Genomic DNA, 26,525 nt, shown 5'->3' with positions numbered 1-26,525 from the left:
TCAATATCCTGATATCAACCGATGTGAGCCTGGTAGCCGGCCTCATCGAGGAGGCCCTCGAGCTGGCTTTCATTGGCGAGCTTCATCTTCCACAGCCAGCCGTCGCCGGTCGCCGCCGAATTGACCAGAGACGGATCCGACGACAGCGCGTTGTTGGCTTCGGTGATCTCGCCATCGACCGGCGCATAGACGTCGGACGCCGCCTTGACGGATTCGACCACCACCGCGGTATCGCCCTTGGCGAGCTTGCGACCGGTCTCGGGCAATTCGACGAAGACGAGATCGCCGAGCTGCTCCTGCGCGTAGTCGGTGATGCCGACAGTGGCGACGCCGCTTTCGACGCGGAGCCATTCGTGGTCTTCGGTGAAATAGGTCTTTGCCATCGGGACTTATCCTTTGCGGTAGCGATGAGGTGTGAAGGGCAGGGGATTGATATCGATCGGGATTTTCGTCCCGCGCACATCGGCGAAAAGCCGGGCGCCGGGCTTGGCCAGCGCAGTCTGGACATAGCCCATGGCAACCGGGTGGCCGGCCGATGGTCCGAAACCACCTGACGTGACATCGCCGGCCTGATTGCCGTCAGCGTCGAACAGGGCGGCGCCGGCGCGCACCGGCTGGCGGCCTTCCGGCTTCAGGCCGACGCGTTTTTGCGCCGGGCCGCGCTCAACTATTGCGCGCAAGGCATCGGCACCGATGAACGGCCCGGTGGCGCGGATGTCCTTGGGGATCGCCCACATCAGCCCGGCACTGGCCGGATCGATCTCCGGCGTGATGTCCTGGCCGTGCAGGCATAGCCCGGCTTCCAGCCGCAAGCTGTCGCGGGCGGCGAGACCAATCCAAAGCACGCGCTCATCTTCGAGCAGCCTAGTGACGAGATTTCGTGCATCCGCTTCCGGCAGGCCGATCTCGAAACCGTCTTCGCCGGTATAGCCGGAGCGGCTCATGAACCAGTTTTGCCTGGCCTCGATGCCATGCATGAACAGCAGCGATCCGGTCTCGATGCCGGCGCGGGCAAGGGCCGCCCATGCTTCGGGGCCCTGGATCGCCAGGAAGACGCGGTCGAGTGCGTCGACCTTTGCGTCGAAATCGCCCTTTGCGTCGAAATCGCCGGCCAGCGCGCGCAGGTGCTTCTCGTCGGTGGCGGCGTTGCCGGCATTGGCGACGACCATGAATCGCTGGTCGCCAAGCCGGGTGATGATAAGGTCGTCGATGATGCCGGCGGCCTCATTGAGGAAGAAGGTGTATTTGGACTGGGAGATATCGAGCGCACCGGCATCCAGCGGGCAAGTTCGGTTGAGGAGTGCGGCGGCGCCCGGACCGCTGACCTCGAACAGCTTCATGTGCGAGATGTCGAACAGGCCGGCCTGTTCGCGGGTATGAAGGTGCTCCTTCATTACGCCGGCCGGATAGGTCAGCGGCATCGACCAGCCGGCGAACGCGCCAAAGCGCGCGCCGGCGGCGGCATGCAAATCTTCGAGGGGAAGGTGTTTGGTGTCGTCGCCCGTCATGTCATCTCCAGAGTCGCACGCAATCGGCCGCTGATGGCGACCAGTCCGTGCCCCTCTGTCTGAAGCCTGAGAGACTCGCGCCCCGTAACTCTGTCGGCAGCGCTTACACCTTCGGCGCGGGGGCAAACCCCGACTTTCCAGAGTGTCTTTCCCGTCTACGGTTCTTTTGCCTGAGAGATTTCGGGCGATTTCCCCTTCGGCGGCAGCTCTCGCTGCTCTCTCCCGCAAACAGGTAGGGCTCGCAAAAGCCCTCGACTCGTCATCCATAGCTTGTCAGCGACACCTTGTCACCTGCCCGCGACATCTTCCCGACAAGTCTTCGCTAACCACGCCGTTTGGCGGTTTCTCAAGACACTGCTGATATAGGGATCGACATGGTGCTTGGGACCGGCATTGCCGGCGATGGACGGGAACGAAAGATGGGCGAACTGATCATGAGCGCGCCGGTGGCCGGGCTGACGTCGAAAAATCGCATCACGGCTGAAGATGTGGTGATGCTGCGCCGTGAGGTGTTCGGCGATGGCGTGGTGAGCCGCGGCGAGGCCGAGGCGCTGTTCGCACTCGATGCGACGGCCAAGGACAAATGCGCGGAATGGCCCGACTTCTTCGTCGAGGCCGTCACCGATTACATCGTCCATCAGGAAAAGCCGGCAGGCTATGTCTCGGAAGACAATGCCGATTGGCTGGTGCGGACGATTTCGCGCGATGGCATGGTCGACAGCCGCACCGAGCTTGAACTGCTGGTGCGTGTGCTGGAAAAGGCGAAGTCCTCGCCGAACCGGCTTTGCGCCTATGCGCTCAAGCAGGTCGCCCATGCCGTCGTCGACGGCAAGGGGCCGCTCATGCACGGCGGCAAGCTGGTTCCCGGCAGGATCGCCAAGGCGGAAGTCGAGCTTCTGCGCCGCATCCTCTACGCCTATGGCGGCGACGGCAACATTGCCGTCACCCGCGCCGAGGCGGAGGTGCTGTTCAGGATCAATGAGCGGACCACCGCGGCCAGCAATGATCCGTCCTGGAACGACGTGTTCGTCAAGGCGATCGCCAATTTCGTGATGTGCTCGGCCGGCTACGAAGCGCCAATGCGGGGCGTGGCGCTGCGCCAGGACTCCTTTTTCGAGCAGGCCGAACCGGAAATTGGCGGTTTCTTCAGCCGCATGGTGTCAGGCGGGCTTGCCGGTATCCTGGAAGCCTACCGCGCGCCGGGCGATATCGAGGCCGAGTGGGAATCGAAGAACAAGGCGGCCGAGGCTTTGGCTCGTCGTGCCGAAACGGTCGACGCCGGCGAGGCGAGGTGGCTGGTCGAACATATCGGCGGCCGGCCGCTGCATGAGAACGAGAGGGCGCTGCTGACGCTGATCAAGCACGCCTCGCCGGAAATCCATCCGGCGCTGAAGCCGCTGATCGACAAGGTCGCCTGAACAGCGCTGACATCGCGCTCTATTGTTTGGCGGGCTCGGGCTTGCCGGTGTCGAAGCGCGACATCCATTTGAAGCTGTCGAACTAGTAACGGCGCACACCAACGGTCAAATGCCGGCATACCAGTCGTAGCCATTGTCTTCCCAATAGCCGCCCCTGCCGCCGCCGATAGTGGCGAAGCCGTCGACCAGCTCGATCTTGGTGAGATATTTTGGCATCTTGTAGCCGAGCTGGCGCTCGACGCGGACACGCAGCGGCGCCCCGTTCTCGACCGGCAGCGGCTTGCCGTTCAGGCCATAGGCCAGGATGGTCTGCGGGTGGCGGGCGTCGATCAGGTCGACCGAGCCGTAATATTTGATGTCGCCGGACAGGCTACGGTCGATCGTGTCGAGGCAGTGGAACATGACGTAGCGCGCCTGCGGCTTGACCACGGCCTGGTCGAGAACCAGGGACAGCGGCGTGCCGGTCCATTTGGCGATGCAGCTCCAGCCTTCGACACAGTCGTGGCGCGTGATCTGGGTGCGGCTCGGCATGTTCATGAGCTGCTCTCGGGTGAGCGACAGCGGTTTCTCGACGAGGCCGGAAACTTCCAGCCGCCAGTCGGCGAAATCATTGGCGAGCAGGCCCTTGTAGACATCGTCGTCCGGCGCGGTTATGCCGTTCGGGCGCTGTCGCTGGCGGATATCGGCTTCGCTGAATTCCGGCGCCAGCGCGTCGCGACCGGCAAGCAATCGCTGCGCGCGATGCGTCAGGTCGTTGGCGCCTTCGAGAAAGCTGCGCAGGCCGTCACCAACGCCGAGCTGGCTGTCGAAGGCTTCGCAACCCGACAGCATGATGCCTGATACGCCGAGGCTGGCCGAGGTCAGGAATTTTCTTCGATTTATCTGTAACTTGGGGCTTATCTGTAGCTTGGGGCTGATCTGGAATTTTGGCATGTCAGGCGCTCCTCTCGGGCGATTGGCTGTCATGCGCCGGCGGATCGGTTCGGTACCAGCCGGTGATGATCGAGCGCAATTCGTTGATCGGGCCGGCAGCCAAGATCATCAGCATGTGGATGATGAAGAAGGCGACGAGCAGTACCATCACGATGAAATGGATGGTGCGCGCCGTCTGCCGGCCGCCAAGGAGATCGTTGAGGAACGGCAGCACCGAATTCATGCTCGGCGACATGGCGAGGCCGGTGATGATCATCAATGGCAAAAGCACAAACAGCACGCCGCCATAGGCCATCTTCTGCAGCGTGTTGTATTCGCGGGTGTGATGAAATTTGAGCTTGGCGTGGTCGATAATGTCCCGCGGCAGGCGCTTGAGATCATCGATGCGCGGGGCGAGATCGCGGCGCAGATGGCCGTTGACCAGGCTGGCGATCAGCCACACGATCAGCGTCGTCGACAGTATCCAGGCGAAGAAGAAATGCACGACGCGGGCGGTGCCGAGGTCGTAATAGGACGGGATTGTCGCCCAGGACGGAAAGGCGCGGGAGGTTTCCTGCCCGGCCGGCCCCGACCAGCCGAGCACGCCGGTCGTGTCGAAACGCTTGCCGAAGATTTCGGTGTAGCCGCGCGGGCCGGTAGCGGTGTTCTCGGCGCCGATGGCAAAGACGGTGTTGTTATAGTCGAAGCCGGACTCCTTGCCGATATAGAGCTGGGGTCGGGCATTGAAGATCTGCAGGCCGGAAAGCAGCATGAAGAACAGCGAGATCGCCCAGAGCCAATGTGTCAGCCGCGTCCAGCGCGACTGCCGGTAGATCAGCGTCGCATCTTTCGATGCGGCGGTGTCCGTGCCGGCGGTGGGTTGACTTCTGGCAACCGATTCCATTTGTCTCGTCCTCTTGACCGCTCAGCGGGCCTTTCCAGTCGTTCTCCTCCCAATACGCTGCCAGTCAAAGCGATGTTTCATCCGATCACGGATTTATTACGGCTGCTCGATATTACGGGCTGCCGAGACTGACGGCGAGGTTGACGGCCGCCGCGACGATGACCGTGTTGAAGAAGAACGACAGGATCGAATGGACAAGCACGACGCGGCGCATATGCGAGGTCGTAATGTTTACGTCGGCGGTCTGCGCGGTCATGCCGATGATCGACGAGAAGTAGAGGAAGTCCCAGCCTTCCGGCCGCTTGCCGCCGGGGAAGTCGAAGCCGCCGACCGGGTTTTTCTTCTTGGTTTCGGTGTCGATCGTATCGCCGTCCATCCAGTAGACATGCGCGTAATGAAGCGCCGCCATCGCATGGATGGTGAACCAGCCAAGCGGGATCGAAGCCAGCGCAAACAGCAATCCGAGGAGCTGCTTGCTGTCTTTCGTGTTGATGAGCTGGAACAAGGAAATGGTGGCGACACCGACGACAACAAGCGTGACGGCGAAGATGACCAGCACCGGCTGGTCGGTGGCGCGCGCATTCTTGCTCAGATAGTGGCCGGTGAGCCGCGGCATCTGGGCGACGACAAGGATGATGTAGACGGCAAAGAACGCATTGGCGCCGACCGAATAGGCGAGGGGCGCGCGCAACAACAGCGCGATGGCCAGCGCCACTGCACCGACGCAGGCCGACACTGCGAACTGCATGTGCCGGTGCAGGGGTTTCTTGAGGGGCGTGTCGACGGCCATGGCCTAGCGTGGTGGTGGTTTTCTTCTAGTCCGGTGTGGCGGATTTCAACGCCCGTCGCAAGATGCGATCGAGTTCACCGAGAAAGCGCGAACGGTCCTGCGGCGCGAAGCTCGCATTGTAGCCCTTGCTTTCGCCGGTCTCGCGCAGATGCTGCTTGAGGTCGCGCATCGCCACCGCCATGCCGATCGTCTCCGGCGTGAACGGGCGCCCGGTCGGGCCGAGCACATGGGCGCCAAGCGCCACCGTGCGGGCGGCGAGCGGGATATCGGCTGTCACTACGACGTCGTTGGGCCGGGCGTTGTCGACGATCCAGTCGTCGGCGGCGTTAGCCTTTCGACACCACGACATTGCGGATCATCGGATCACGCGACGGGCGCAGGCCGCCATTGGAGACGAAGGTGACGATGATGCCATGGCGCTCGGCGACCTTTTCGACCTCGGCTTTGACCGGGCAGGCGTCGGCATCGACATAGATGGCGGGTGCTGGCATCGTTGGTTCCAAAGAATATGGGGCCGGGTGAGATGCCCGGCCCCAGTGATGTCGTCGAGCTGTCGCTATGCCGGCAGTGCGCCGGACTTCTTCGCCGTCCAGGTGGCGATATAGTCCATCAGGCCGGGGTTGAGGCAGTCATAGGGTTCGAGGCCGATCTTCTTCAACTGCGCCCGGATGCCATCCATGCGGCCTGGATCGACACCGGACTCGATGATCGACGAGACGAAGGCGGTGAAGCCCGGCGGCGACCAGCCATCCTCTTCGAAACGCTCGGGATGAATGAAGGAGAGCCCCTTGAACGGATGGTCGCGTTCGACCGGCCCGTGCATATGGACGCCGCAGCCGGTGCAGGCATGGCGCTGGATCAGCGCGCTCGGATCGACGACCTTCAGCTTGTCGCCATTCTCGGTGACGGTGACGTCGCCGGTGCCCGCCACGGCCACGACCGAGAACACCGCGCCATCTGGCTTCCAGCATTTGGTGCAGCCGCAGGCATGATTGTGGGCGATCTGGCCCTTGACCTTCACTTTCACCGGCTTGCTGGTGCAGGCGCAGACCAGCGTGCCGCCGGCAAAGCTGGCGCTTTCCTTGGGTAGTCCATTGTCAATTTTCGGATGCAGTTTTTCAGGCATTTCTTTCCTCCCTGTTGTCATCTGTCAATCTCTATAATTTCTTATGGAATCCTTCAGTAGCTGTACGCTTGACAAAAATTACTGTCGTTCCAGTTCGATATGCTCAGAGCAAACTCATATTTTTCGTCATCCAACCAATCATTTGGATATTTTATTTTTAAGTATCCACCGATACCATGATTATATTCATTCTCGTCAAAGTCAGGAGCAAAACCAATCACCTCTGCATCCACCGAGAATTCTGTGTCAAAAAATTGACTGCTTAATAAAACAAAATTGCCGGACCAAGCGTTTAGCAAGTTTTCAAAATTCGCCGATTCAGCGTTTGCGACGCGGTCGTGTTTATATTTGTTGTAGTCTTGATACCACTTTAGTGACCCGGCGCTCGCCCATGCCTCAAACGGTCTGATAACGTTTTTATCTCCGGTCCACTCTGGCAGTAAAACTTCGTATTTAGATAAATGATGAGATGCCTCTACTTTAAAATAATCGTTCATATTCATATCTTTTTCGACTTTTGAATATAAATTTTCTTTTAAAATTGCCTTTAGATTACTTTCTACCTCGAAACAAGCACTAGTTAAAAGTTTTCCGATAATTTCTGAATAAACTTTCATATTGTTATCTGACGGTTCAACATATTCGAAGAAATTTCGGACTTCTCGTTGAAGAATCTCGAATCCTCTAACGTACGCTCTTGGTTTCCGCGCATAGTTGTCCATCCGCACGAACGACATTGATCCGTTACTCGGCTGGTATCCTCCATTCAAAAAGGGCCGAATTGTTCGTTTGTAAGGTGCTGTAAGTGCCATCAATACACCACGACACTCCTGATCGACTTGCCCTCATGCATGAGGGCAAAGCCCTTGTTGATGTCGTCGAGCTTCAGCGTATGCGTAATCATCGGATCGATCTGGATCTTGCCGTCCATGTACCAGTCGACGATTTTCGGCACGTCGGTGCGGCCGCGCGCGCCGCCAAAGGCGGTGCCCATCCAGGTCCGTCCGGTGACGAGCTGGAACGGCCTTGTCGAGATCTCCTGGCCGGCGCCAGCGACACCGATGACGACCGACTTGCCCCAGCCGCGATGCGACGATTCAAGGGCTTGGCGCATGACTTTGGTGTTGCCCGTGCAGTCGAACGTGTAGTCCGCGCCGCCGATCTGGTCGGCGCCGCGCTTGGTCAGGTTGACGAGGTGGGGCACGACATCGCCCTCGATCTCCTTCGGATTGACGAAATGCGTCATGCCGAATTTTTCGCCCCAGGGCTTCTTGTCGTTGTTCAGATCGACGCCGATGATCATGTCGGCGCCGGCAAGCTTCAGACCCTGGATGACGTTGAGGCCGATGCCGCCGAGGCCGAAGACGACGGCGGTTGCGCCGATCTCGACCTTGGCGGTGTTGATGACGGCACCGATCCCGGTGGTCACCCCGCAGCCGATGTAGCAGATCTTGTCGAAAGGCGCGTCGGGATTGACCTTGGCCAGCGCGATCTCGGGCAGCACCGTGAAGTTCGAGAAGGTCGAGCAGCCCATATAGTGGAAGATCTTGTCCTTGCCGATCGAGAAGCGCGAGGAGCCGTCCGGCATCAACCCTTGCCCCTGCGTGGCACGAATGGCGGTGCAGAGATTGGTCTTCCTCGACAGGCAGGACGGGCACTGCCGGCATTCCGGCGTATAGAGCGGGATGACGTGGTCGCCCTTCTTGACCGAAGTGACGCCCTTGCCGACATCGACGACGACACCGGCGCCTTCATGGCCAAGGATCGCCGGAAACAAGCCCTCTGGGTCGGCGCCAGACAAAGTGAATTCGTCGGTGTGGCAGATGCCGGTCGCCTTGATTTCGACCAGTACTTCGCCGTCACGCGGACCGTCGAGGTCGACCTCCATGATCTCGAGCGGCTTTCCGGCGGCGACAGCGACAGCAGCACGGGTTTTCATCAGGCACATCCTCCCAAACTATTTTCGTCCAAGCTCTCAGGTTTTAATGGTGCGATCAACTGGGCCACGGAAGCAAATTGGACTCGCAAATCGATTGAAGGTCAGTGAATTGCATGGCCGTCTTGACCGCACAAGCACAGACCATAAAAGGAACAGGCGACCGGAGGGGAATAGTGCCCGCATGTTCACGAAAATCCTGATCGCCAACCGTGGCGAGATCGCCTGCCGCGTCATCAAGACGGCGCGCAAGATGGGCATCGCCACCGTCTCGGTCTATTCCGACGCCGATCGCGACGCCGTGCATGTCGAGATGGCCGACGAAGCGGTGCATATCGGACCATCGCCCGCCGCGCAGAGCTATCTGGTGCCGGAGAAGATCATCGCCGCCTGCAAGGCGACGGGCGCGCAGGCCGTGCACCCCGGTTATGGCTTTCTCTCGGAGCGCGCAGCCTTTTGTGAGGCGCTGGAGGCGGAAGGCATCGTTTTCATCGGCCCGAAGCCCAAGGCGATCAAGGCGATGGGTGACAAGATCGAATCGAAGAAATTCGCCAACGCCGCCAAGGTCAGCACCGTGCCCGGTTGGCTCGGCGTTATCGAGAATGCCGACCATGCGGAAAAGATCGCCGGGGAGATCGGTTATCCCGTGATGATCAAGGCCTCGGCCGGCGGCGGCGGCAAGGGCATGCGCATCGCCTGGAGCAAGGCCGAGGTGCGCGACGGGTTCGATCGGGCGCGGTCGGAAGCCAAAAGCTCGTTCGGTGACGACCGCGTCTTCATCGAAAAATTCGTCGTCGATCCACGCCACATCGAAATCCAGGTGCTGGCCGACGCGCATGGCAATGCACTGTATCTCGGCGAGCGCGAATGCTCGATCCAGCGCCGCAACCAGAAGGTGGCCGAGGAAGCGCCATCGCCTTTTCTCGACGCCAAGACCCGGAAAGCCATGGGCGAGCAGTCGGTGGCGCTGGCCAGGGCCGTCGACTACCAGAGCGCCGGCACCGTGGAGTTCATCGTCGATAGCGAAAAGAACTTCTATTTCCTTGAAATGAATACGCGATTGCAGGTCGAGCACCCGGTGACGGAACTCGTCACCGGCATCGATCTCGTCGAGCAGATGATCCGCGTGGCATCAGGCGAGAAGCTTGCGATCAAGCAGAGCGATGTGAAGCCGAACGGCTGGGCGGTGGAAAGCCGCCTCTATGCCGAGGATCCCTATCGCAATTTCCTGCCCTCGATCGGCCGGCTGACCAGATATCGGCCGCCGGAAGAGGGCAAGTTCGGCGATATCGTCATCCGCAACGATACCGGCGTCACCGAAGGCTCCGAGATCTCGATGTTCTATGATCCGATGTTGGCCAAGCTGTGCACCTGGGCGCCGACGCGGATCGCGGCAATAGATGCCATGTCGGAGGCGCTAGACAGCTTTGTCGTCGATGGCATCGAGCATAACATACCGTTCCTGGCCGCATTGATGCAGCATCCGCGCTGGCGGGAAGGACTGATATCGACCGGGTTTATTGCCGAGGAATATCCCGACGGCTTCGCGCCGATCGTGCCCGACGGCGAGGAAAAGGCGGTGCTGGCGTCGATCGCCACCGCCGTTGAACTGCTGCGCCGCGACCGGCTCGACCGGCTGAGCGGACGGCTGGCGCCGCATTCCGGCATTCTCAAGCGGGACTGGGTGGTGAAGATCGGCGAGGATTACCTTTCGGCCTCGATTCTAGAGGGCATGATCTCGATCCCGACGGAGCTCGATCTGGCGATCGACGGCGGCAAGGCGCTGACCGTGGCGTCCGACTGGCGGCCCGGCGACCTCATTTGGCGCGGCACGGTCGGCGACCGCACGATCGTGGCGCAGATCAGGCCGGTACCGAACGGGTTGCGCATCGCCTGGAAAGGCATGTCGGTGACGGCGCGCGCCATGCTGCCGCGCACGGCCGAACTCGAAAGGCTGATGCCGGCAAAAGTGCCGCCGGACACGTCGAAGATGCTGCTCTGCCCGATGCCCGGCCTCGTCGTGTCGATCGCCGTTGCCGAGGGTCAGGAGGTCAAGGCCGGCGAGACGCTGGCCGTGGTCGAGGCGATGAAGATGGAAAACGTGCTGCGCGCCGAGCGCGACCTCACCGTGGCGAAACTCAATGCCAGGCCGGGCGACAGCCTTGCCGTGGACGCGGTGATCATGGAATTCGTCTGATCTTTTTAAGCGAGATCGAGGACTGGAAACCGCCGGCCCTCGATCTCAGTATCAAGCCGGATCCGCCACCTTGCTCTGGTCGGTGACGACGTACACGCAGGCGCGGCAGGCGTCAGCACCACGCTGGCTGTACCAGCGGCAAGTGCCGCGGATGACGCAGCGCGGCAGGTTTTCGGCAGGCGCCACCATCTGCTCGGTCATGCCGGTCAGCACCTTTTCGATGACGCCGCAGGAATTGCCGGTCCACTGCTTGCATTTGCCTTCGACGCAGCGGCCGGCAAAGCGGAAGCGCGCTTCCGGGGCGCCGGCCTTGCTCGCCTGCTCGACGAATTCGGCGTCGATTTCGAGTCGTGTCGGGATCGGCTGCACGATGCCGTCCGCCCCGACCACGCCGATCAGCAGCGCTCCCGGCTCGGCGCGAGCGCTCGGGCAGGACTTTTCGCCGCCCTCGACAAGCTTGGCGCCTACCGGAACCGTGTTAACGTCTGCCGGAGCGAACGACATGGTTCTAGCGCATCATCCCGCCGATTTGCTTGTCGAGGGCGGGAAGTTGGTGCTGGTCGATATGCGCAACCAGGCCGAGCCACTCCTTGGGGAAGCGCAAGGCGATCTCCGGCTGCGTGTAGGTTTCGGCGATCGACGTCAGCACCGCGTGCTGAATGGTCTTCGCCATTTTTTCTTCCATGCCCTTGGCAAGCTTGAGACCGCTGAGATCGACGACAAAACGGCTAGTCATGAAAACCTCCTTGTTGAAAGACGATTTCATTCACGCTGGCAGTGTGCGGCTGGCGCTGTCCCATCGACCATGAAGCACTTCACACAGGGTTGCGGCGCGAGGCCGTCGACGTTTTCCGGGAATTGGCAAGTGCAGAGGCCGAGAATGCTGGCAGGTCGAAGCGCGGCAGCCTAGATTAGAGCGGCAAGAATTGCGGATCGGAAAGCAAAGACTGGTGGCAGACGAAAAGACGACGCGCGATCCCTTGCTGCGCGAGGCGATTGCCAAGGCGGCAAGACCGGAGGTGGCGGCGCGGCCGTTCATCCATCTGCGCGTGCATTCGGCCTATTCGTTGCTCGAAGGCGCCCTGCAGCTCGGCACGGTTGTTGCCCATGCTGTCAAGGACGAATGCCCGGCCATCGCCGTGACCGACACCAACAATTTGTTCGGGGCGCTGGAATTTGCCCAGAAGGCGGTCAAAGAGGGCATTCAGCCAATCATCGGCTGCCAGACCGCTCTCGCCTTTTCCGGCGAAGCGAGCGACAGCCAGCGCGACCGCAGGCGGCAAGGCCCGGACATGAGGCCGGTGGTTTTGATCGCGGCGACCGAGGCCGGCTATTCCAATTTGGTCAGGCTGGTCAGCCGGGTCTATTTGGAAATGCCGCCCGGCGAGGCGGTTCACCTGACCACCAAAATGCTGGATGGCCATTGCGATGGGCTGATCTGCCTCAGCGGTGGGCCGCGCGGCCCGATCGGCACTGCCTTGAAGGAAGACCGCCGCGACCTCGCCGAGCAGAGGTTGCTTACGCTCAAGGCGCTGTTCGGCGATCGGCTCTATGTCGAACTAGAGCGGGTTTCCGGCTACGACCGTACAATAGAGAAGTCGACGGTAGATCTGGCCTACAGCCACGACCTGCCGCTGGTCGCTACCAATGAGGCGTTTTTTTCCTCGCGAGAAGACTATGAGGCGCACGACGCGCTGATCGCCATCGCCGAGGGCTCGGTCGTCGCCGTCGACAAACGCCGTCGCCTGTCATCAGATAATTTCCTGAGAAGCCAGGCCGATATGGCGCGGCTGTTTGTCGATTTGCCGGAAGCGATCGACAATACTGTCGAGATCGCGCTACGCTGTTCCTATTATCCCAAGACCCGCAATCCGATCCTGCCGCGCTTCACCGGCGGCGATGTCGCCGATAATGACGCCGCGGTGAAGGCGGAAGCCGAGGAACTGGCCCGCCAGGCGCATGAGGGGCTGGAGGCGCGGCTTACCGCGCATGGCCCCACGCCAGGCTATACAGTCGAGCAATACCGCGAACGGCTCGATTTCGAGCTCGGCGTCATCGAGAAGATGAAATATCCCGGCTATTTCCTGATTGTTGCCGATTTCATCAAATGGGCCAAGGCGCAAGGCATTCCGGTCGGGCCGGGCCGCGGTTCGGGCGCAGGCTCGCTGGTGGCCTATTCGACGACCATCACCGACATCGACCCGCTGCGCTTCTCCTTGCTGTTCGAGCGCTTCCTCAATCCCGACCGCGTGTCGATGCCCGACTTCGACATCGATTTCTGCCAGGACCGGCGCGAGGAGGTCATCCGCTACGTCCAGCAGAAATACGGCCGCGACCAGGTCGGTCAGATCATCACCTTCGGTACGCTGCAGGCGCGTGCGGTGCTGCGCGACGTCGGCCGCGTGCTGCAGATGCCTTACGGCCAGGTCGACAAACTCTCCAAGATGGTGCCGTCGAACCCGGCCAATCCGGTCAAGCTCGCCGATGCCATAGCCAACGAACCGCGCTTTGCCGAGGAGGCCGAGAAGGAGCCGATCGTCCAGACGCTGCTCGACATGGCGCAGAAGCTGGAAGGGCTCTATCGCCATGCTTCGACCCACGCCGCCGGCATCGTCATCGGTGATAGACCTTTGTCGGAATTGGTGCCGATGTACCGCGATCCGCGCTCGGATATGCCGGTCACCCAGTTCAACATGAAATATGTCGAGCAGGCCGGGCTGGTGAAGTTCGACTTCCTCGGCCTGAAGACGCTGACGGTGCTGGAGACGGCGGTCAAGCTGATCCGCCGCCACGGCATCGAGATCGACCTTGCCCGTATTCCGCTCGACGATCCCGACACCTACGCCATGCTGTCGCGCGGCGAGGTGGTCGGCGTGTTCCAGGTGGAAAGTGCGGGCATGCGCAAGGCGCTGATCGGCATGCGACCCGACTGCATCGAGGACATCATCGCGCTGGTCGCGCTCTACCGTCCCGGCCCGATGGAGAACATCCCGACCTACAACGCCAGAAAGCATGGCGAGGAGGAGATGGCGTCGATCCATCCGAAGATCGACCATCTGGTGAAGGAGACGCAAGGCGTAATCGTCTATCAGGAACAGGTGATGCAGATCGCGCAGGAGCTTTCAGGCTATTCGCTCGGCGAAGCCGACCTGTTGCGCCGCGCCATGGGCAAGAAGATCCGCGCCGAGATGGACAAGCAGCGCGAGCGTTTCGTCTCGGGCGCCGTCGAGCGCGGCGTCGGCAAGCCGCAGGCCGACTTCATCTTCGACCTTTTGGCGAAGTTCGCCGACTACGGATTCAACAAATCGCATGCCGCCGCCTATGCGGTGGTCTCCTACCAGACGGCCTATCTCAAGGCGCATTATCCGGTCGAGTTCCTGGCCGCGTCGATGACGCTCGACATGGGCAACACCGACAAGCTTGCCGATTTCCGCCAGGACGCGCTGCGCCTCGGCATCGAGGTGGCGGCGCCGTCGGTGATGACAAGTTTCCGCGACTTTGAGGTCGGCGAGAACAAGATCTTCTATTCGCTGGCAGCGCTCAAGGGCGTCGGTGATGCAGCCGTCGAGCACATCGTTGCCACGCGCGGCGAAAAGCCGTTCAAGAGCCTCGCCGATTTCTGCGAGAGGGTCGACCCGAAGATCGTCGGCAAGCGCGTCTTCGAAAGCCTGATCATGGCCGGCGCGCTGGACTGCTTCGGTCATGACCGCGCCGCTATGATGGCGGGCGTCGAGCGGATGATGGGGCTGGCGTCGCTGGCGCAGCAGAATGCCGTCTCCGGCCAGGCTGACATCTTTGGCGCTTCGCTCGGCGCGCAGTCGCAGGCGCTCAACCTGCCGGCGGCCGAACCATGGCTCGCCGCCGACCGCCTGCACCGCGAATTCCAGGTGGTCGGCTTCTATCTCTCGGCGCACCCGCTCGACGAATACAGAGCGGCGCTGCAAAGGATGCGGGTGCAAAACTGGGCCGAATTCTCAGCCGCGGTCAAACGGGGTGCTGCCGCCGGCCGGCTTGCCGGCACCGTCACCACCAAGCAGGAACGCAAGACGCGCACCGGCAACAAAATGGGCGTCGTGCAGTTCTCCGACAATTCGGGCCAGTATGAGGCGGTGCTGTTTTCCGAGGGGCTGGCGCAGTATCGCGACCTGCTGGAGCCCGGCCGCTCGGTGGTGATCACGGTTTCGGCCGAGGACAGGCCCGAAGGCGTCAATTTGCGCATCAACTCGGTGCAATCGCTGGAAGACGAGGCCAGCCGCGTCCAGAAGGCGCTGCGCATCTTTGTCAGAGACGACGGGCCAGCGTCGATCATTCAATCGCAGCTCAAACAGCGTGGCGACAGTCAGGTCAGCATTATTGTCCTCAAAGGAGAGGCGCAAGGCGAGGTCGAGATCGCTTTGCCAGGTGGGTATCGCGTCTCGCCACAAATCGCATCCGCCATGCGCGCGGTGCAGGGCGTGGTGGAAGTGGAGCTTGTTTAGAAGCGATACCATGTGATTTGTTAGCGGATTGGGGGGCGCCATGGATCCGCGAACAGCCGCTTTCGAACTGATACGAATGGTCAATGAATACCGGGTGTCGCAAGCGATCTCGGTCGCGGCGATGCTTGGCATCGCAGACCACCTCAAGGATGGCAAGCGCTCGGCTGCAGATCTGGCAAGCCTGACCGACACCCATCCGCGCGCGCTCTACCGATTGCTGCGGGCGCTTGCGGCTGTCGGCATATTTCACGAGGCAGAGGACGGGCAGTTCGCGCTGACCCCGCTTGGCGGCGCGTTGCGCTCCGATGCGGAGTATTCGGCCGCACCCTGGGCGGCCTTTGTCGGCAGGCCCTATTACCGGCAAGCGTGGAGCGAGCTGCTCTACAGCATCCAGACCGGCAAGAACGCATTTCGTCACGCGCACGGCAAAGGCGTCTGGGAATACCGGGCCGAGCATCCCGAGGAGTCCGCCATATTCGATCGTGCCATGGCTGCGAATTCGCGCGGCGTGGCGGCGGCCATTCTGGCGGCATATGATTTTTCGCCGTTTCCGGTGGTCATGGATGTCGGCGGGGGGCAGGGATCGCTGCTTGCCGAAGTTCTTGCCGCGACCCCCGGCAGCCGCGGCATTCTTTTCGACCAACCGCATGTGGTGGCGCCGGCCGCCTCGGTGATGGCGGCGAAAGACGTCGCCGATCGCTGCGAGATCGTCGGTGGTGATTTCTTCGCGGATCTGCCAGCGGGGGCGGACGCGGTGCTGCTCAAATGGATACTGCATGACTGGGACGACGAGACCAACGTCGCGATCCTGAAAAACTGCCGCCGGGCGATCCATGATGGCGGCAAGCTGCTGGTGTTTGAGGCCGTGCTTGAGCCGCCTAATCAAGGGGCGAATGCCAAATTCTCCGACCTCAACATGCTGGTCGCGCCTGATGGCCAGGAGCGGACGGCCGAAGAGTTTAAGTCGCTGCTGGCAAAGGGTGGCTTCGAGGTGACCGACATCATCGAGGCGGGACCACGCATCAGCATCATCGAGGGCAGGCCGCTGTGATGGCTTCGACTGGTATCCATAGGACCGGTTGTTCTCGCCTTGCTACAGCTTCCGTCGGCCCGCGCGCTGGACGGCCGCCGCCGCGAAGGCTAACGCGGTCATCATGAAAGCGGCAGAGAAGGACGAATTGCAGGATCGTTCGGCCTTGGCACGGCTGCGCGACATTTTGCGCAAGCTCTATCACGGGCGCACGCCCGCGGCTTTCCGGTTTCAGCTTGTGGCCATCATCATCGACCTGGCCATCATCGGCTTCTTCATCGCCACACCGGTCATCCAGCAGTCGTCCTCTTTCCTCTGGCTCGATTACTCGGTGGCGGTGCTTGTCGCCGCCGACATGGTTGCCCGGTTGCTGGCCTCCAACGACATGCTGCGCCTGATCAAACAGCCGGCGTCGTGGATCGATATCTTCATCCTGCTGACGCTGCTGATGCCTACGGCACTGGCTAATCTCGGTTTCCTGCGCATCCTCAGACTGTGGTCGCTGTCGCGCAGCGGTAGGTTGTGGCGGCATTTGGAGATGCGCGGCCTCAGGCGATGGCGCGAGGCGAGCCACGCGGTCATCAATCTCCTGACCTTCCTGTTTGTCATCACCGGCTTCGTCTACACCTTCTTCTTCCGCACCCAGGCTGGTCTCGAAGGCTATATCGACGCGCTCTATTTCACCGTCGCCACGGTGACCACGACCGGTTTCGGCGACATCGTCCTGCCGGGAATAGCAGGCAAGCTCACCGCGATCGCCACCATGATCATCGGCATATCGCTGTTCGTCAGGCTGGCGCAGGCGCTCTTCCGCCCCGCCAAGGTCTTTTTTCCTTGCCCGCAATGCGGGCTGCAGCGACACGAGCCCGACGCAGTCCACTGCAAGGCCTGCGGACATCTTCTCAAGATACCCGACGACGGCGACTAGAGCCTGTTCCATCCCGATTGAATCGGGATGGGGCTCTATCTCTTTGTTTGAGCATGATCTTTTCCGAAAACCGGTGTCCACTTTTCGGGATCATGCTCTGAGCCCCAAAGGCACTATGATACCGCGATCTCCGCCGGTTTCGTCGCCCTTCGTTGCAGATTGAGCAGATTGCCCATCAGGATCAGCAAGGCGCCTCCGGCGGTGAAGGCGTCGATCTGCTCGTGATAGAGCAGCCAGCCGATCAGCGCCGACAGCGGCACGCGCAGGAAATCCATCGGCGAGATGACCGTGGCGTCGGCATAGCCAAGCGCCCGGGCCATGCAGAAGTGCGACGACATGCCGGTGAAGGCGATCAGCACGATCCACGGCCATAGCTCGAGCGGCGGGTTGCGCCATTCGTAGAGCGCCGGCACGAGACCGATAACCGACTGGATGACCAGCATCCAGAAGATGATGCGCACGACGCTGTCCGTCCGCGTCAGCGATTTGACCATGACCACGGAGATGCCGAAGCAGACCGCGGCGCCCAGCACGACAACATGTCCAGGGTTAACGGCGCCGATGCCTGGACGCACGATGATCGCCACGCCGATCAGCCCGAGCACGATCGCCGCAAGTCTCGGCCTGGAGAGCCTTTCGCCGAGGAAGCCGACCGCCAGGATGGCCGTCCAGATCGGTGTCGTGAATTCGATCGAGATCAGCACGGCCAGCGGGATCAGCGTCAGCGCGTAGAGCCACGCAGCCTGGCCGGCATAGTGGACGACATTGCGGGCGATATGGGCGATGGGCCGCTCGGTGCGCATCGCCGCAAAACCGCCACTCATCAGCACTAGGGGCAGAAGGATGAAGAAGCCGATCACCGAGCGCAGCTCCAGCACCTGGAAGACGTTGAGCTCGGCGGTCGTGGCGCGGCCGGCGACCGACATCGCCAGGAACGAGGCGACCGACAGCGCCATCCAGAACGCGGCCTTGGAGATCGAGGGTGTGGGTGCCATGCGCGCTATGTCGCAAGCCGGGCCTTTCACCGCAATCGCTAGGCTACGCATTCGACTGGGCCAGCAGCCGCGCGTTGCAAAACAGTCATGTTGAAAGTGGAACCTGCGGCGGCGACAAGCGTTGATTCCCGGTATTGCCCGACTTCCTTGGAATTCTTTGTCTCTGACAGCACGGGGGATAGTTTTGATGAATTCATTCGCGCGATTTCTACTTGCCGGTTGCCTGACGGCAGCGGCGGGTGCAGCTCATGCCGACGACGCAGATTTCCTCCGTTCGTTCCAGGGGAATTTTGCCGGCAAAGGTATTGTCAAGGTCACTACCGAGGCACCGACGGTGAACGTTTCCTGCACCTTTAATTCCGACGCGACGTCGACCTCGCTGTCGCTGGACGGCAAATGCCGCGGGCTTGTCGTGGTGACACGCGCCATCAGCGCCGATCTGAAGTCGAGCGGGGCCAAGTACACCGGCGTCTATGTCGGGTCCCGCACCGGGCCGGCACAACTCAGCGGCAGTCGCTCGGGTAATGCCATCAATCTCGGCATAAGCTGGGCGAAGGAGGTCAACGGCGATCGCAGGGCGCGGCTCACCGTTGAGAAAACCGACAGCAACGGCATGCGGCTGACGGTTACCGATGTCGATCCCAAAACCGGCAAGACCGTGATCACAAGCCGGATCGATCTCACACGCACCTGATCGCGCGATGGACCGATTATCGCCGGTCGGTCTCAGTCCTCGATCGGCTCGGGCGGATGGGCATTGCGGCCCTTCCCGAAGGTATAGCCTGTTTCCACGGCCTTCTTGCCGAACTTGTCGCGCAGCGTGTCGATGGCGCCTTCGGCCATGGCGCGCTTGCGCGACCGGACGTCGACGAGGTCTGGCGGATCGGCCTTGTCGTCGTCCGAGAGGTCGCTGACGCCGATGCCGAGCAGCCGGTATTTCTTTCCGTCCGCTTCCCGGCGCAACAGGTCGAGACCGGTCGAAAAAATACGGTCGGCCAGCCGGGTCGGATCGCCGAGCTGGCGGTTGCGCGTGCGGGTCTTGAAATCCTGGGTTTTCAGTTTCAGCACGACGGTGCGCCCGGCAATTCTGGATTTCCTCAGCCTCGCCGAGACCTTTTCCGACAGCGCTCTCAGCACCGAAACCAATTCATCCAGGGAAGCGATATCGGTGTCGAAAGTGGTCTCCGCCGATACGCTTTTCGCATCTTGGTCGGGATGGACGCGGCGGTCGTCCTCGCCGCGCGAAAGCCGGTAGAGCCGGTCGCCCATCACGCCGTAACGCCGCATCAGGTCGCCGCGCTCCATGCGCTGCAACTGGCCGATGGTGCGGATGCCGTCCCGCTCGAGCGTGGCTTCGAAGGCCTTTCCCACGCCCCAGATCAGCGTCACCGGCTGCTCTGCCAGAAAGCTTGGCGCCTCGGCCTCGCCGATCACCGAAAAGCCACGCGGCTTGCGAAAATCCGACGCTACCTTGGCCAGGAACTTGCAGTAGGAAAGGCCCGATGACACGGTGATGCCGATCTCCTTCTCCACGCCGAGCGCGAAGCGCGCCAGCACCACCGCCGGCGGCAAGCCATGCAGACGCTCGGTGCCGGCAAGGTCCAGAAACGCTTCGTCGATGGAGATCGGCTCGACCAGCGGCGTCAGCGCCTGCATCAGCGCTCGCACCTCGCGGCCGACGCGCGCATATTTCTCCATGTCCGGCGGCATGACCACCGCTTCCGGACAGGCTTCGAGCGCCTTGAACATCGGCATGGCCGAGCGCACGCCGTGGATGCGGGCGATATAGCATGCGGTGGAGACGACGCCGCGCTTGCCGCCGCCGATGATCAACGGCCGGTCCTTCAGCGCCGGGTTGTCGCGCTTTTCGATGGCCGCATAAAACGCGTCGCAGTCGATATGGGCAAGATGCAGCCGGTAGAGTTCGGGATGGCGGGCAAGCCGCGGGCTGCCGCAGCGTTCGCAGCGTCGCGCCTCGCCGCGCTGGAAGGTCAGGCAGTCGCGGCAAAAACCGTGATGGGGATTGTTGACAGGAGCCGCCATCGCTGCGAACATAAAGAGAACAAATGCAATGGTACGTCAGGACGGAAGCCGCGACAAGGCGGCTCGCCGGGAGAGAGTTCATGAATACGACCATAGCGCCCTTGGCGCCCGAGCTTTGGGCGGATTTCGAGGATCTTTTCGGCAAGCAGGGCGCCTGTTACGGCTGCTGGTGCACGCATTTCCGGCTGGCGCCGGCAGCGCGCCGCGCGAGCGACAAGGAACGCAACAAGGACCACATAAAGGCCCGGATCGAGGCCGGACCGCCACCTGGCCTGCTGGCATTCGAGGACGGCAAGGCGGTCGGCTGGATGCAGATCGGCCCGCGCGCCGACGTGCCGGAGTGGAACAATAAGGGCAGGGGTTCCGCGCCGGTCGATCCCGCCGACGCTTTCGATCCAGACGTCTGGGCGATCTCCTGCTTCTTCATCCGGGTCAAGGCGCGAGGCAGGGGCGTGTCGCACCGGCTGGTCACGGGCGGTATAGAGTTCGCCCGTCAGAATGGCGCGCGGCTGATCGAGGCCTGCCCGATGGACCTGTCGAAAGACTCGCGCTCGATCGGCCTGTTCGTCGGCTCGTCGCGGGTCTTCGAGAAGGCCGGCTTCGAACGGCTTGTGGAACGCAAAGCGGGCCGGCCGCTGATGCGGCTGGTGCTTTAGCTGGTCGTGTTGTGGCTGTGACAGTATCTTCCTATCAATGCTCGAAGCGGCTTTGAGTTCAGTGATCGAAAATGGGGGTTAACATGAAGCTTGTTTTGCCATTTGTTTTGCTGCTTGCATTCGGTACGCCAGCCTGGGGGCAGGCCGTCGACAGTCAGGGTGCGAAGCAACTGTCGGATGATCTGTCACGTTACATTGGCAAGAAGGCGCTCGACAGCGGCATTCTGAAGATCTCGGCCGACGGCGATGCCTATCGGATAGCCTTCGACTTCAACGCACTCATTAGGGCAAATCCCAGCAAGGACTCTCTGACATTCAATCTCGCGCCCTTTGCGATGCTGGTTAAACCGCGCAGTGACGGAAGCTGGAGCGTATCGTCAGATTTAGCGCCCAACGCCTTCGTCGATGTCGAGGGACCACACGGGGTGCGTTTCTCCGTCTCCGGCTCCGCATTCAGCGGCATCTACGATCCGGGACTGGCGGTGTTCACCAGCGGAGCCGGCTCGATGGCCGGCATGCAAGTGACGTCCAGAGATCCCAAGGAGCCGATGGACCTCAGCGTCGGCGCCGGTACGTCGAGCTTGAACGCTAGCAAATCCGCAGGCGGCGGCGTCGATTTTGCCATGACGCAGACGATCGCTGATTTCGTCGAAACGGCCATTGTCGACGAAGGCGAGACGGGGCTGAAAGTGCCAGTCACGATGAAGTCACCGAGGGTGTCGGCCGAGATTACCGGGAATGGCGTGCATACGAGGGCGTTCCTCGATCTTCTCGGTTTTGCCATCGCCAATCAGGACGAAGCTTCACTAAAGGCAAATCAGGCTGAACTCAAATCATTACTGACAAGCGCATTGCCCTTGTGGGAGCGATTGCAATATTCCTATCGCTTTGATGGCATGAGCGTGGCAAGTCCAGCGGGCAATTTCGGGCTTGCGGATTTGAGCGCGACGACCGGTATCGACGGAATCTCTGACAACGGGAAGATCGATTGTCGGATCGAGGCGACCGGCTTGACCGTCCCTCAGCGTCTTCTGCCCAGCTGGAGTGCCGCGCTGTTGCCTACCGACATCGAATTGAGCTTTGGCGGCGCCAATCTCGACTTGGACAGCATGCTAAGAAAGGCGATTGAAGCCTTTGATCTCAATAGGGATCCTCCGCTGTCAGATGAATTTGGCGAGACCTTGATCGCCGATTTCATGGCCAACAATCCGAAAGTCGTCCTCGGGCACAGCACGGTGAAGAACGGCAACATCGAGGTCGCGATGGAAGGCGAGATGACGTTCCCCGGCAAGAAACCGGAAGCGCGCATGATCGTCGATGTCGCGGGCTACGACAAAATCGTGCAGACCCTGCAGACGGCGGCCAAGAGCGACCAGCAAGCGGCACAAGCTTTTTCCTTCGCGCTCGCCGTCAAAGGGTTTGGCAAGGCACTGCCGGATGGTCGGCTGGAATGGGTCATCAACGCCAAGGCCGACGGTTCGGTCACGGTCAACGGCGCCATGCTGAAGCAGGCCGATCCCGTCCAGGACGATCCCCTCACTGACCCGAGTGATGCTACCGCGGGCGACAACGGCGGCGCCGGAGCGAAGCTCCAGCCTTAAGCGTTTGATCAAAATCCAAGCGCCGCCGCGATCTTCGGTGCGGCTTCAGGCCAGTCCTGCAAGACCACGATGTCGTCCGGCGCCGGCGGCAGGAAGGCGCGCAGCGAATTGTCGGCCATCAGATGGAAGAGGTGCGCGTCGGCAACCGAGTTCTGCACCGACAGCAGATTGGACGGCTGGTCGTCGACGAAGGCGACCGGGCGGCCCTTTTTGCCGCGCAATTTGGCCACCGCCGGTCCCTTGGCCATCTCGGTGGTCAGAAGCGGGTAGGGCAGCCCGAGCGCGTCGAGATGCGCACGGCGCACCGCGCGGTGTTTGTGTGGCATGGCGGTCAGCATGACGATCTCGGCGCGATCACCAAGCGCGGCAAGGGCTTCCGCGGCACCGTCGGTGATACTTTGCCAGTCGGCCTGGGCGTCAAAGAATTCACCCAGAAGCGCTGTCACCTCGGGCTGTTCGACCAAGCGGCCGCTCGCCGTTTCGGCGATGTTGCCGGTGAGGCGGAAGGAGGCGAGCGTCAGGCCGAAGCCGCGCGATTTGAGAAAATGCGGAAAGGGCCGGATGAATTCGAGCACGACATCGTCGACATCGAGCACCAGCAGCGGCCGGTCGTCCGCGGCAAGTTCCTCGATCTGCCGCGCAGTCTCAGGATCGTCGCTCATATGGAATGCTCGTGATTGTCGTCGCCCAGCGGCAAAGCCCGCAGCGCCTTGCCGACGGAAGCTGGCGGCGTGCCGGTTTCCTCCGCAAACCGCATCAGCGTTGGCTCGTGGGCGAGGATGAATTGCAGCACGCCGGCCAGGAATCCCGGCTCACCGGCCGCCCGGCGGATCGAATGCGCCTCGATACCGGTAATCGCCAGAAAGCGGGGCAGAAGCTCCGGGTCCGCGGCGACGAAGCCCAATGCCTTCACGGCAATGGTTTCGGCCTCCTCACGCATTGACGCTGCGTTTGCCATCGCTACCTTCTTCGGGGTGGAATGAGTCTCTTTTCGCAGTAATCGCAAGTGTCGCCTGCGGCAAGCTCTTCGATGTGGCGTTCGAAGTGGAATCCGAACGGCTTTTGCGGCTGGCGGTTTGCGTTTCGTCAATCTTATTGCCGTATTGTGAAGCAGGGTTTGGTGCGTTCCGGCAGGGGCGCATGACGGCAGCCTTCGAGCGGAAGGCCGAGCCGGAACGGGAAATTGATGCCAAAGAAGGTCATGATCGTCGAGGACAATGAGCTCAATATGAAGCTCTTTCGGGACCTCATCGAAGCGAGCGGCTACGAAACGGTGCGTACGCGCAACGGTCTGGAAGCACTGGACCTGGCGCGACAGCACCGGCCGGACCTGATCCTGATGGATATCCAGCTGCCCGAAGTATCGGGGCTGGAAGTGACCAAATGGCTGAAGGAGGACGACGACCTCCATGTCATCCCGGTCATTGCCGTCACCGCCTTCGCGATGAAGGGCGACGAGGAGCGTATCCGCCAGGGTGGCTGCGAGGCTTATATCTCCAAGCCGATCTCGGTGCCGCGTTTCATCGAAACCATCAAATCCTATCTGGGCGACGCCTGATGCGCCCTTTCAGCCGAGCCGGAGCCTTATGAGATGACAGCGCGGATTCTCGTCGTCGACGACATCCCTGCCAATGTGAGGCTGCTCGAGGTCCGGCTGCTTGCAGAATATTTCGAGGTGCTGACCGCCACCAATGGGCCGGACGCGATTGAAACCTGCGAAAACGGCAAGGTCGATGTCGTGCTGCTCGACGTGATGATGCCCGACATGGACGGGTTCGAGGTTTGCCGGCGGCTGAAGAGCGATCCGGCGACATCGCATATCCCGGTCGTCATGATCACCGCGCTCGATCAGGTTTCGGACCGGGTGCGCGGGCTCGATGCCGGCGCCGACGATTTTCTGACCAAGCCGGTCAACGATCTGCAACTGATGACGCGCGTCAAGAGCCTGGTCAGGCTGAAGACGCTGACCGACGAGCTGCGCCTGCGCGCCTCGACCACCCGCAACATTGGCATCGAGGAGCTTCTGAGCCGAAATTTCGCCTCCGAAGACACGATGCCGAAAGTTCTCTTGATCGACGAGCGCAAATCCTCCTTCGAGCGCATCCAGAAAATGCTGCGTGGCAGCGCCGATCTCGACATTGCCACCGACCCACATGCCGGCTTCTTCCAGGCCGCCGAGACGCCCTATGAATGCGTGATGATCTCGACGGCCTTTGCCGATTTCGATCCGCTGAGGCTTTGTTCGCAATTGCGCTCGCTCGATCGCACCCGTTTCCTGCCAATCATCCTTCTGGCGGAGCAGGGCGAGGAGGGACGCCTCGTGCGCGGCCTTGAACTCGGCATCAACGACTATCTGATGCGGCCGATAGACCAGCAGGAGCTGACCGCGCGGCTGCGCACGCAGATCCGCCGCAAGCGTTACAACGACCAGCTCCGCGCCAGCGTCACCCAGACCATCGAGATGGCGGTGACCGATGGGCTGACCGGGCTGCACAACCGCCGTTACCTCGACAGCCATCTGCAGACGCTGTTCGACCGCGCCGTGGCGCGGCGACGGCCGCTGTCGGTCATGATCACCGATCTCGACCGTTTCAAGACCATCAACGACGCGCACGGCCATGACGGCGGTGACGACGTGCTGCGCGAATTCGCGCGGCGGCTGCGCAAGAATGTGCGCGGCATCGACCTTGCCTGCCGTTTTGGCGGCGAGGAGTTCGTCGTGGTGATGCCGGACACGGAGGGCGCGGTCGCCGAGAAGGTTGCGGAGCGCATTCGCGCCGAAATCGCCCAGATGCCGTTTGCCGTCGGTTCCGAGGGCAAGACGATCGAAGTCACCGTCAGCGTCGGTGTATCATCGGTGCTGAAGGGGGTGGACACGGTGGCGGGACTGATGAAGCGCGCCGATCTGGCGCTCTACGAAGCCAAGAGCGGCGGCCGCAACCGCGTCGTCGCCAAGGCGGCGTAGCACCGACGCCCGATTATCCAGTCAGTGCGACAGGGTTACGAATTTACCTTAATCCAAGCGATTCGCGTTACTTGGTTAAGAAACGGTTGATTTTCCTGAGGTGTTGCGCAAATGTGCAGGCCAATAACGGAACCGGCGCGAGGGTAGATCGCCGGGTCGATCCGAAAAATACCCCATGATTCTCAGGTCCGCCGCATCTCCTGGGTCCGTGGGGTCGGCCGGCCGGCGCTGGCACATAGTGGCCTCCTCGTACCGCTGCCAAACGCCGACCGGCCCCCTTTTCCAAATGACATCAGGATTCTGTGCCAAGCCCCAGAAGAGTTTTGATTTTTCGAATGGTTAAAACGAAAACGCCGCCCATGAGGCGGCGTTTCCGGTATTGCGGAGGAAACCCGATTACTTGATCTTGGTTTCCTTGAACTCGACATGCTTCTTGGCGACCGGATCGTATTTGCGGAACGACAGCTTGTCCGTCTTGGTGCGGCTGTTCTTGCTGGTCACGTAGAAGAAACCGGTGTCGGCGGTCGACAGAAGCTTGATCTTGATGTTTGCGGCTTTGGCCATGATATCAGTCCGTTAATGTTCGTGGGGTTGGCCGCTGGAGCACGGGGGAAACGCCCGGACGCGGGAAACTTGGCGCGACACATAAAGAACACGCCCGGAAAGTCAAGCCCGTGAGGCTGCGTGTCGTAAGCAGATGAGTTGTCCGGATTAGGTAGCACGCGAGTTGTCCGGTTTGATTTCCAGCGAACGGAGGCTGGGGATGAGACGGACAGCGTGGCTACAGGACCGGAGAATGCAGAAGTTTCGGGACGTTTTTAAGGGTGCCCGCGGAGGCGCTTGAGGTGATGCTGGAGCTTTATCGCCACCGCTACCTTGGCTGGAACGTGAAGCATTTCCACGAGCACCTGCTGCGCGATCACGACTTCAGCTGGCGCTACACCTTCATCAAGACGCAGCTTCATGCGGCTGGGCTAGTGGAACGAGCCAAGCGGCGCGGTGCTCACCGGCGCTGCCTCTCCCTTCTCCCCTTGTGGG

At 61.5% G+C, this 26,525-nt stretch carries 26 protein-coding genes, 1 pseudogene and 1 riboswitch; of the genes and pseudogenes, 11 read left to right on the top strand and 16 right to left on the bottom strand.

What is annotated here, in order from left to right; translation table 11 throughout:
- Positions 1–14 precede the first annotated feature (14 nt).
- Positions 15–383 carry a glycine cleavage system protein GcvH gene (gene gcvH, locus MESS4_RS20350; protein ID WP_006335019.1) on the bottom strand — a complete coding sequence of 123 codons (369 nt, stop codon included), beginning with the start codon at positions 381–383 and terminating at the stop codon, positions 15–17.
- A 6-nt stretch (positions 384–389) separates the two neighbouring features.
- Positions 390–1,508 (bottom strand): glycine cleavage system aminomethyltransferase GcvT, encoded by a 1,119-nt coding sequence (gcvT, locus tag MESS4_RS20345; RefSeq protein ID WP_006335018.1) that lies wholly within the window; start codon positions 1,506–1,508, stop codon positions 390–392.
- Positions 1,509–1,656: 148 nt separating this feature from the next.
- Positions 1,657–1,743: riboswitch (glycine riboswitch) on the bottom strand.
- Positions 1,744–1,927: 184 nt separating this feature from the next.
- Here gcvT and MESS4_RS20340 point away from each other — a divergent pair.
- The gene (locus MESS4_RS20340; protein ID WP_006335016.1) at positions 1,928–2,926 is read left to right on the top strand and encodes a hypothetical protein; all 999 of its coding nucleotides are present in this window, start codon (positions 1,928–1,930) and stop codon (positions 2,924–2,926) included.
- A 105-nt stretch (positions 2,927–3,031) separates the two neighbouring features.
- Here MESS4_RS20340 and MESS4_RS20335 read toward each other — a convergent pair whose 3' ends face one another.
- From MESS4_RS20335 to MESS4_RS20305, 7 genes and pseudogenes are all read right to left on the bottom strand, one after another.
- Entirely contained in the window at positions 3,032–3,859 is an 828-nt protein-coding gene (locus tag MESS4_RS20335) for a molybdopterin-binding protein (protein ID WP_006335015.1), read from the bottom strand.
- Position 3,860: 1 nt separating this feature from the next.
- Positions 3,861–4,742: a cytochrome b/b6 domain-containing protein gene (locus tag MESS4_RS20330; RefSeq protein WP_006335014.1), complete on the bottom strand. Its 882-nt coding sequence runs from the start codon at positions 4,740–4,742 to the stop codon at positions 3,861–3,863.
- A gap of 112 nt (positions 4,743–4,854) precedes the next feature.
- Positions 4,855–5,532 (bottom strand): DUF1345 domain-containing protein, encoded by a 678-nt coding sequence (locus tag MESS4_RS20325; RefSeq protein ID WP_006335009.1) that lies wholly within the window; start codon positions 5,530–5,532, stop codon positions 4,855–4,857.
- Positions 5,533–5,557: 25 nt separating this feature from the next.
- Positions 5,558–6,023 (bottom strand): annotated as a pseudogene (locus MESS4_RS20320) (YaiI/YqxD family protein).
- Between the two features lie 65 nt (positions 6,024–6,088).
- Positions 6,089–6,658, bottom strand: coding sequence for an S-(hydroxymethyl)glutathione synthase (gene gfa, locus MESS4_RS20315; protein ID WP_006335007.1), 570 nt, complete (start codon positions 6,656–6,658; stop codon positions 6,089–6,091).
- 53 nt (positions 6,659–6,711) lie between these two features.
- Positions 6,712–7,275: a hypothetical protein gene (locus MESS4_RS31245; RefSeq protein WP_157385628.1), complete on the bottom strand. Its 564-nt coding sequence runs from the start codon at positions 7,273–7,275 to the stop codon at positions 6,712–6,714.
- A gap of 194 nt (positions 7,276–7,469) precedes the next feature.
- On the bottom strand, positions 7,470–8,597 hold the full coding sequence (locus MESS4_RS20305) for an S-(hydroxymethyl)glutathione dehydrogenase/class III alcohol dehydrogenase (protein ID WP_006335003.1): 1,128 nt from the start codon (positions 8,595–8,597) through the stop codon (positions 7,470–7,472).
- Positions 8,598–8,778: 181 nt separating this feature from the next.
- Here MESS4_RS20305 and MESS4_RS20300 point away from each other — a divergent pair, with 181 nt between their 5' ends.
- The gene (locus MESS4_RS20300) at positions 8,779–10,791 is read left to right on the top strand and encodes an acetyl/propionyl/methylcrotonyl-CoA carboxylase subunit alpha (RefSeq protein WP_006335001.1); all 2,013 of its coding nucleotides are present in this window, start codon (positions 8,779–8,781) and stop codon (positions 10,789–10,791) included.
- 51 nt (positions 10,792–10,842) lie between these two features.
- Here MESS4_RS20300 and MESS4_RS20295 read toward each other — a convergent pair whose 3' ends face one another.
- On the bottom strand, positions 10,843–11,295 hold the full coding sequence (locus tag MESS4_RS20295; protein WP_006334999.1) for a hypothetical protein: 453 nt from the start codon (positions 11,293–11,295) through the stop codon (positions 10,843–10,845).
- Positions 11,296–11,299: 4 nt separating this feature from the next.
- Positions 11,300–11,527, bottom strand: coding sequence for a hypothetical protein (locus MESS4_RS20290; protein ID WP_006334997.1), 228 nt, complete (start codon positions 11,525–11,527; stop codon positions 11,300–11,302).
- A 247-nt stretch (positions 11,528–11,774) separates the two neighbouring features.
- Between MESS4_RS20290 and dnaE the strand changes: the two genes are divergently transcribed.
- From dnaE to MESS4_RS20275, 3 genes are all read left to right on the top strand, one after another.
- Positions 11,775–15,269 (top strand): DNA polymerase III subunit alpha, encoded by a 3,495-nt coding sequence (gene dnaE, locus MESS4_RS20285; protein WP_198292784.1) that lies wholly within the window; start codon positions 11,775–11,777, stop codon positions 15,267–15,269.
- 40 nt (positions 15,270–15,309) lie between these two features.
- Positions 15,310–16,320, top strand: coding sequence for a methyltransferase (locus tag MESS4_RS20280; protein WP_006334993.1), 1,011 nt, complete (start codon positions 15,310–15,312; stop codon positions 16,318–16,320).
- A 103-nt stretch (positions 16,321–16,423) separates the two neighbouring features.
- Entirely contained in the window at positions 16,424–17,227 is an 804-nt protein-coding gene (locus MESS4_RS20275) for a potassium channel family protein (RefSeq protein ID WP_006334992.1), read from the top strand.
- Positions 17,228–17,340: 113 nt separating this feature from the next.
- On the opposite strand, the gene MESS4_RS20270 is transcribed toward MESS4_RS20275, so the two are convergent.
- The gene (locus MESS4_RS20270; RefSeq protein WP_006334991.1) at positions 17,341–18,222 is read right to left on the bottom strand and encodes an EamA family transporter; all 882 of its coding nucleotides are present in this window, start codon (positions 18,220–18,222) and stop codon (positions 17,341–17,343) included.
- 187 nt (positions 18,223–18,409) lie between these two features.
- Here MESS4_RS20270 and MESS4_RS20265 point away from each other — a divergent pair, with 187 nt between their 5' ends.
- On the top strand, positions 18,410–18,916 hold the full coding sequence (locus tag MESS4_RS20265; protein WP_006334990.1) for a hypothetical protein: 507 nt from the start codon (positions 18,410–18,412) through the stop codon (positions 18,914–18,916).
- A 32-nt stretch (positions 18,917–18,948) separates the two neighbouring features.
- Here MESS4_RS20265 and MESS4_RS20260 read toward each other — a convergent pair whose 3' ends face one another.
- Complete coding sequence (locus tag MESS4_RS20260; protein WP_006334989.1) at positions 18,949–20,277, bottom strand: DNA polymerase IV; 1,329 nt, start codon at positions 20,275–20,277, stop codon at positions 18,949–18,951.
- A 68-nt stretch (positions 20,278–20,345) separates the two neighbouring features.
- On the opposite strand from MESS4_RS20260, the gene MESS4_RS20255 reads away from it, so the two are divergent.
- Together MESS4_RS20255 and MESS4_RS20250 are read left to right on the top strand one after the other, a co-directional pair.
- Positions 20,346–20,921, top strand: a complete 576-nt coding sequence (locus MESS4_RS20255; protein ID WP_006334981.1) for a GNAT family N-acetyltransferase — start codon at positions 20,346–20,348, stop codon at positions 20,919–20,921.
- A gap of 83 nt (positions 20,922–21,004) precedes the next feature.
- Positions 21,005–22,522, top strand: coding sequence for a hypothetical protein (locus MESS4_RS20250; protein ID WP_006334979.1), 1,518 nt, complete (start codon positions 21,005–21,007; stop codon positions 22,520–22,522).
- An 8-nt stretch (positions 22,523–22,530) separates the two neighbouring features.
- Here the strand turns inward: MESS4_RS20250 and MESS4_RS20245 are convergent, their stop codons facing one another.
- Positions 22,531–23,184, bottom strand: coding sequence for a hypothetical protein (locus MESS4_RS20245; RefSeq protein WP_006334978.1), 654 nt, complete (start codon positions 23,182–23,184; stop codon positions 22,531–22,533).
- Positions 23,181–23,480 (bottom strand): DUF3572 domain-containing protein, encoded by a 300-nt coding sequence (locus tag MESS4_RS20240; protein WP_006334977.1) that lies wholly within the window; start codon positions 23,478–23,480, stop codon positions 23,181–23,183. Before MESS4_RS20240 ends, MESS4_RS20245 begins: the two co-directional genes overlap by 4 nt.
- Before the next feature lie 243 nt (positions 23,481–23,723).
- On the opposite strand from MESS4_RS20240, the gene MESS4_RS20235 reads away from it, so the two are divergent.
- Together MESS4_RS20235 and MESS4_RS20230 are read left to right on the top strand one after the other, a co-directional pair.
- Complete coding sequence (locus MESS4_RS20235) at positions 23,724–24,080, top strand: response regulator (RefSeq protein ID WP_280110242.1); 357 nt, start codon at positions 23,724–23,726, stop codon at positions 24,078–24,080.
- A 33-nt stretch (positions 24,081–24,113) separates the two neighbouring features.
- Entirely contained in the window at positions 24,114–25,487 is a 1,374-nt protein-coding gene (locus tag MESS4_RS20230; RefSeq protein WP_006334975.1) for a PleD family two-component system response regulator, read from the top strand.
- Positions 25,488–25,883: 396 nt separating this feature from the next.
- Here the strand turns inward: MESS4_RS20230 and rpmG are convergent, their stop codons facing one another.
- On the bottom strand, positions 25,884–26,051 hold the full coding sequence (gene rpmG / locus MESS4_RS20225) for a 50S ribosomal protein L33 (protein ID WP_006201775.1): 168 nt from the start codon (positions 26,049–26,051) through the stop codon (positions 25,884–25,886).
- Between the two features lie 284 nt (positions 26,052–26,335).
- Between rpmG and MESS4_RS20220 the strand changes: the two genes are divergently transcribed.
- A partial coding sequence (locus tag MESS4_RS20220; RefSeq protein WP_198292783.1) for a hypothetical protein occupies positions 26,336–26,525 on the top strand: 190 nt, incomplete at its 3' end.

This window comes from Mesorhizobium sp. STM 4661, from assembly GCF_000359125.1.
Lineage (GTDB): Bacteria > Pseudomonadota > Alphaproteobacteria > Rhizobiales > Rhizobiaceae > Mesorhizobium.
This window is presented reverse-complemented; position numbering and strand designations above follow the sequence as displayed.

What these genes read in the sequence shown, in the direction of transcription:
- gcvH (WP_006335019.1), bottom strand. Translation starts at nt 383, where the DNA reads ATGGCAAAGACCTATTTCACCGAAGACCACGAATGGCTCCGCGTCGAA.
- gcvT (WP_006335018.1), bottom strand. Translation starts at nt 1,508, where the DNA reads ATGACGGGCGACGACACCAAACACCTTCCCCTCGAAGATTTGCATGCC.
- MESS4_RS20340 (WP_006335016.1), top strand. Translation starts at nt 1,928, where the DNA reads ATGGGCGAACTGATCATGAGCGCGCCGGTGGCCGGGCTGACGTCGAAA.
- MESS4_RS20335 (WP_006335015.1), bottom strand. Translation starts at nt 3,859, where the DNA reads ATGCCAAAATTCCAGATCAGCCCCAAGCTACAGATAAGCCCCAAGTTA.
- MESS4_RS20330 (WP_006335014.1), bottom strand. Translation starts at nt 4,742, where the DNA reads ATGGAATCGGTTGCCAGAAGTCAACCCACCGCCGGCACGGACACCGCC.
- MESS4_RS20325 (WP_006335009.1), bottom strand. Translation starts at nt 5,532, where the DNA reads ATGGCCGTCGACACGCCCCTCAAGAAACCCCTGCACCGGCACATGCAG.
- gfa (WP_006335007.1), bottom strand. Translation starts at nt 6,658, where the DNA reads ATGCCTGAAAAACTGCATCCGAAAATTGACAATGGACTACCCAAGGAA.
- MESS4_RS31245 (WP_157385628.1), bottom strand. Translation starts at nt 7,275, where the DNA reads ATGAAAGTTTATTCAGAAATTATCGGAAAACTTTTAACTAGTGCTTGT.
- MESS4_RS20305 (WP_006335003.1), bottom strand. Translation starts at nt 8,597, where the DNA reads ATGAAAACCCGTGCTGCTGTCGCTGTCGCCGCCGGAAAGCCGCTCGAG.
- MESS4_RS20300 (WP_006335001.1), top strand. Translation starts at nt 8,779, where the DNA reads ATGTTCACGAAAATCCTGATCGCCAACCGTGGCGAGATCGCCTGCCGC.
- MESS4_RS20295 (WP_006334999.1), bottom strand. Translation starts at nt 11,295, where the DNA reads ATGTCGTTCGCTCCGGCAGACGTTAACACGGTTCCGGTAGGCGCCAAG.
- MESS4_RS20290 (WP_006334997.1), bottom strand. Translation starts at nt 11,527, where the DNA reads ATGACTAGCCGTTTTGTCGTCGATCTCAGCGGTCTCAAGCTTGCCAAG.
- MESS4_RS20280 (WP_006334993.1), top strand. Translation starts at nt 15,310, where the DNA reads ATGGATCCGCGAACAGCCGCTTTCGAACTGATACGAATGGTCAATGAA.
- MESS4_RS20275 (WP_006334992.1), top strand. Translation starts at nt 16,424, where the DNA reads ATGAAAGCGGCAGAGAAGGACGAATTGCAGGATCGTTCGGCCTTGGCA.
- MESS4_RS20270 (WP_006334991.1), bottom strand. Translation starts at nt 18,222, where the DNA reads ATGGCACCCACACCCTCGATCTCCAAGGCCGCGTTCTGGATGGCGCTG.
- MESS4_RS20265 (WP_006334990.1), top strand. Translation starts at nt 18,410, where the DNA reads ATGAATTCATTCGCGCGATTTCTACTTGCCGGTTGCCTGACGGCAGCG.
- MESS4_RS20260 (WP_006334989.1), bottom strand. Translation starts at nt 20,277, where the DNA reads ATGTTCGCAGCGATGGCGGCTCCTGTCAACAATCCCCATCACGGTTTT.
- MESS4_RS20255 (WP_006334981.1), top strand. Translation starts at nt 20,346, where the DNA reads ATGAATACGACCATAGCGCCCTTGGCGCCCGAGCTTTGGGCGGATTTC.
- MESS4_RS20250 (WP_006334979.1), top strand. Translation starts at nt 21,005, where the DNA reads ATGAAGCTTGTTTTGCCATTTGTTTTGCTGCTTGCATTCGGTACGCCA.
- MESS4_RS20245 (WP_006334978.1), bottom strand. Translation starts at nt 23,184, where the DNA reads ATGAGCGACGATCCTGAGACTGCGCGGCAGATCGAGGAACTTGCCGCG.
- MESS4_RS20240 (WP_006334977.1), bottom strand. Translation starts at nt 23,480, where the DNA reads ATGGCAAACGCAGCGTCAATGCGTGAGGAGGCCGAAACCATTGCCGTG.
- MESS4_RS20235 (WP_280110242.1), top strand. Translation starts at nt 23,724, where the DNA reads ATGATCGTCGAGGACAATGAGCTCAATATGAAGCTCTTTCGGGACCTC.
- MESS4_RS20230 (WP_006334975.1), top strand. Translation starts at nt 24,114, where the DNA reads ATGACAGCGCGGATTCTCGTCGTCGACGACATCCCTGCCAATGTGAGG.
- rpmG (WP_006201775.1), bottom strand. Translation starts at nt 26,051, where the DNA reads ATGGCCAAAGCCGCAAACATCAAGATCAAGCTTCTGTCGACCGCCGAC.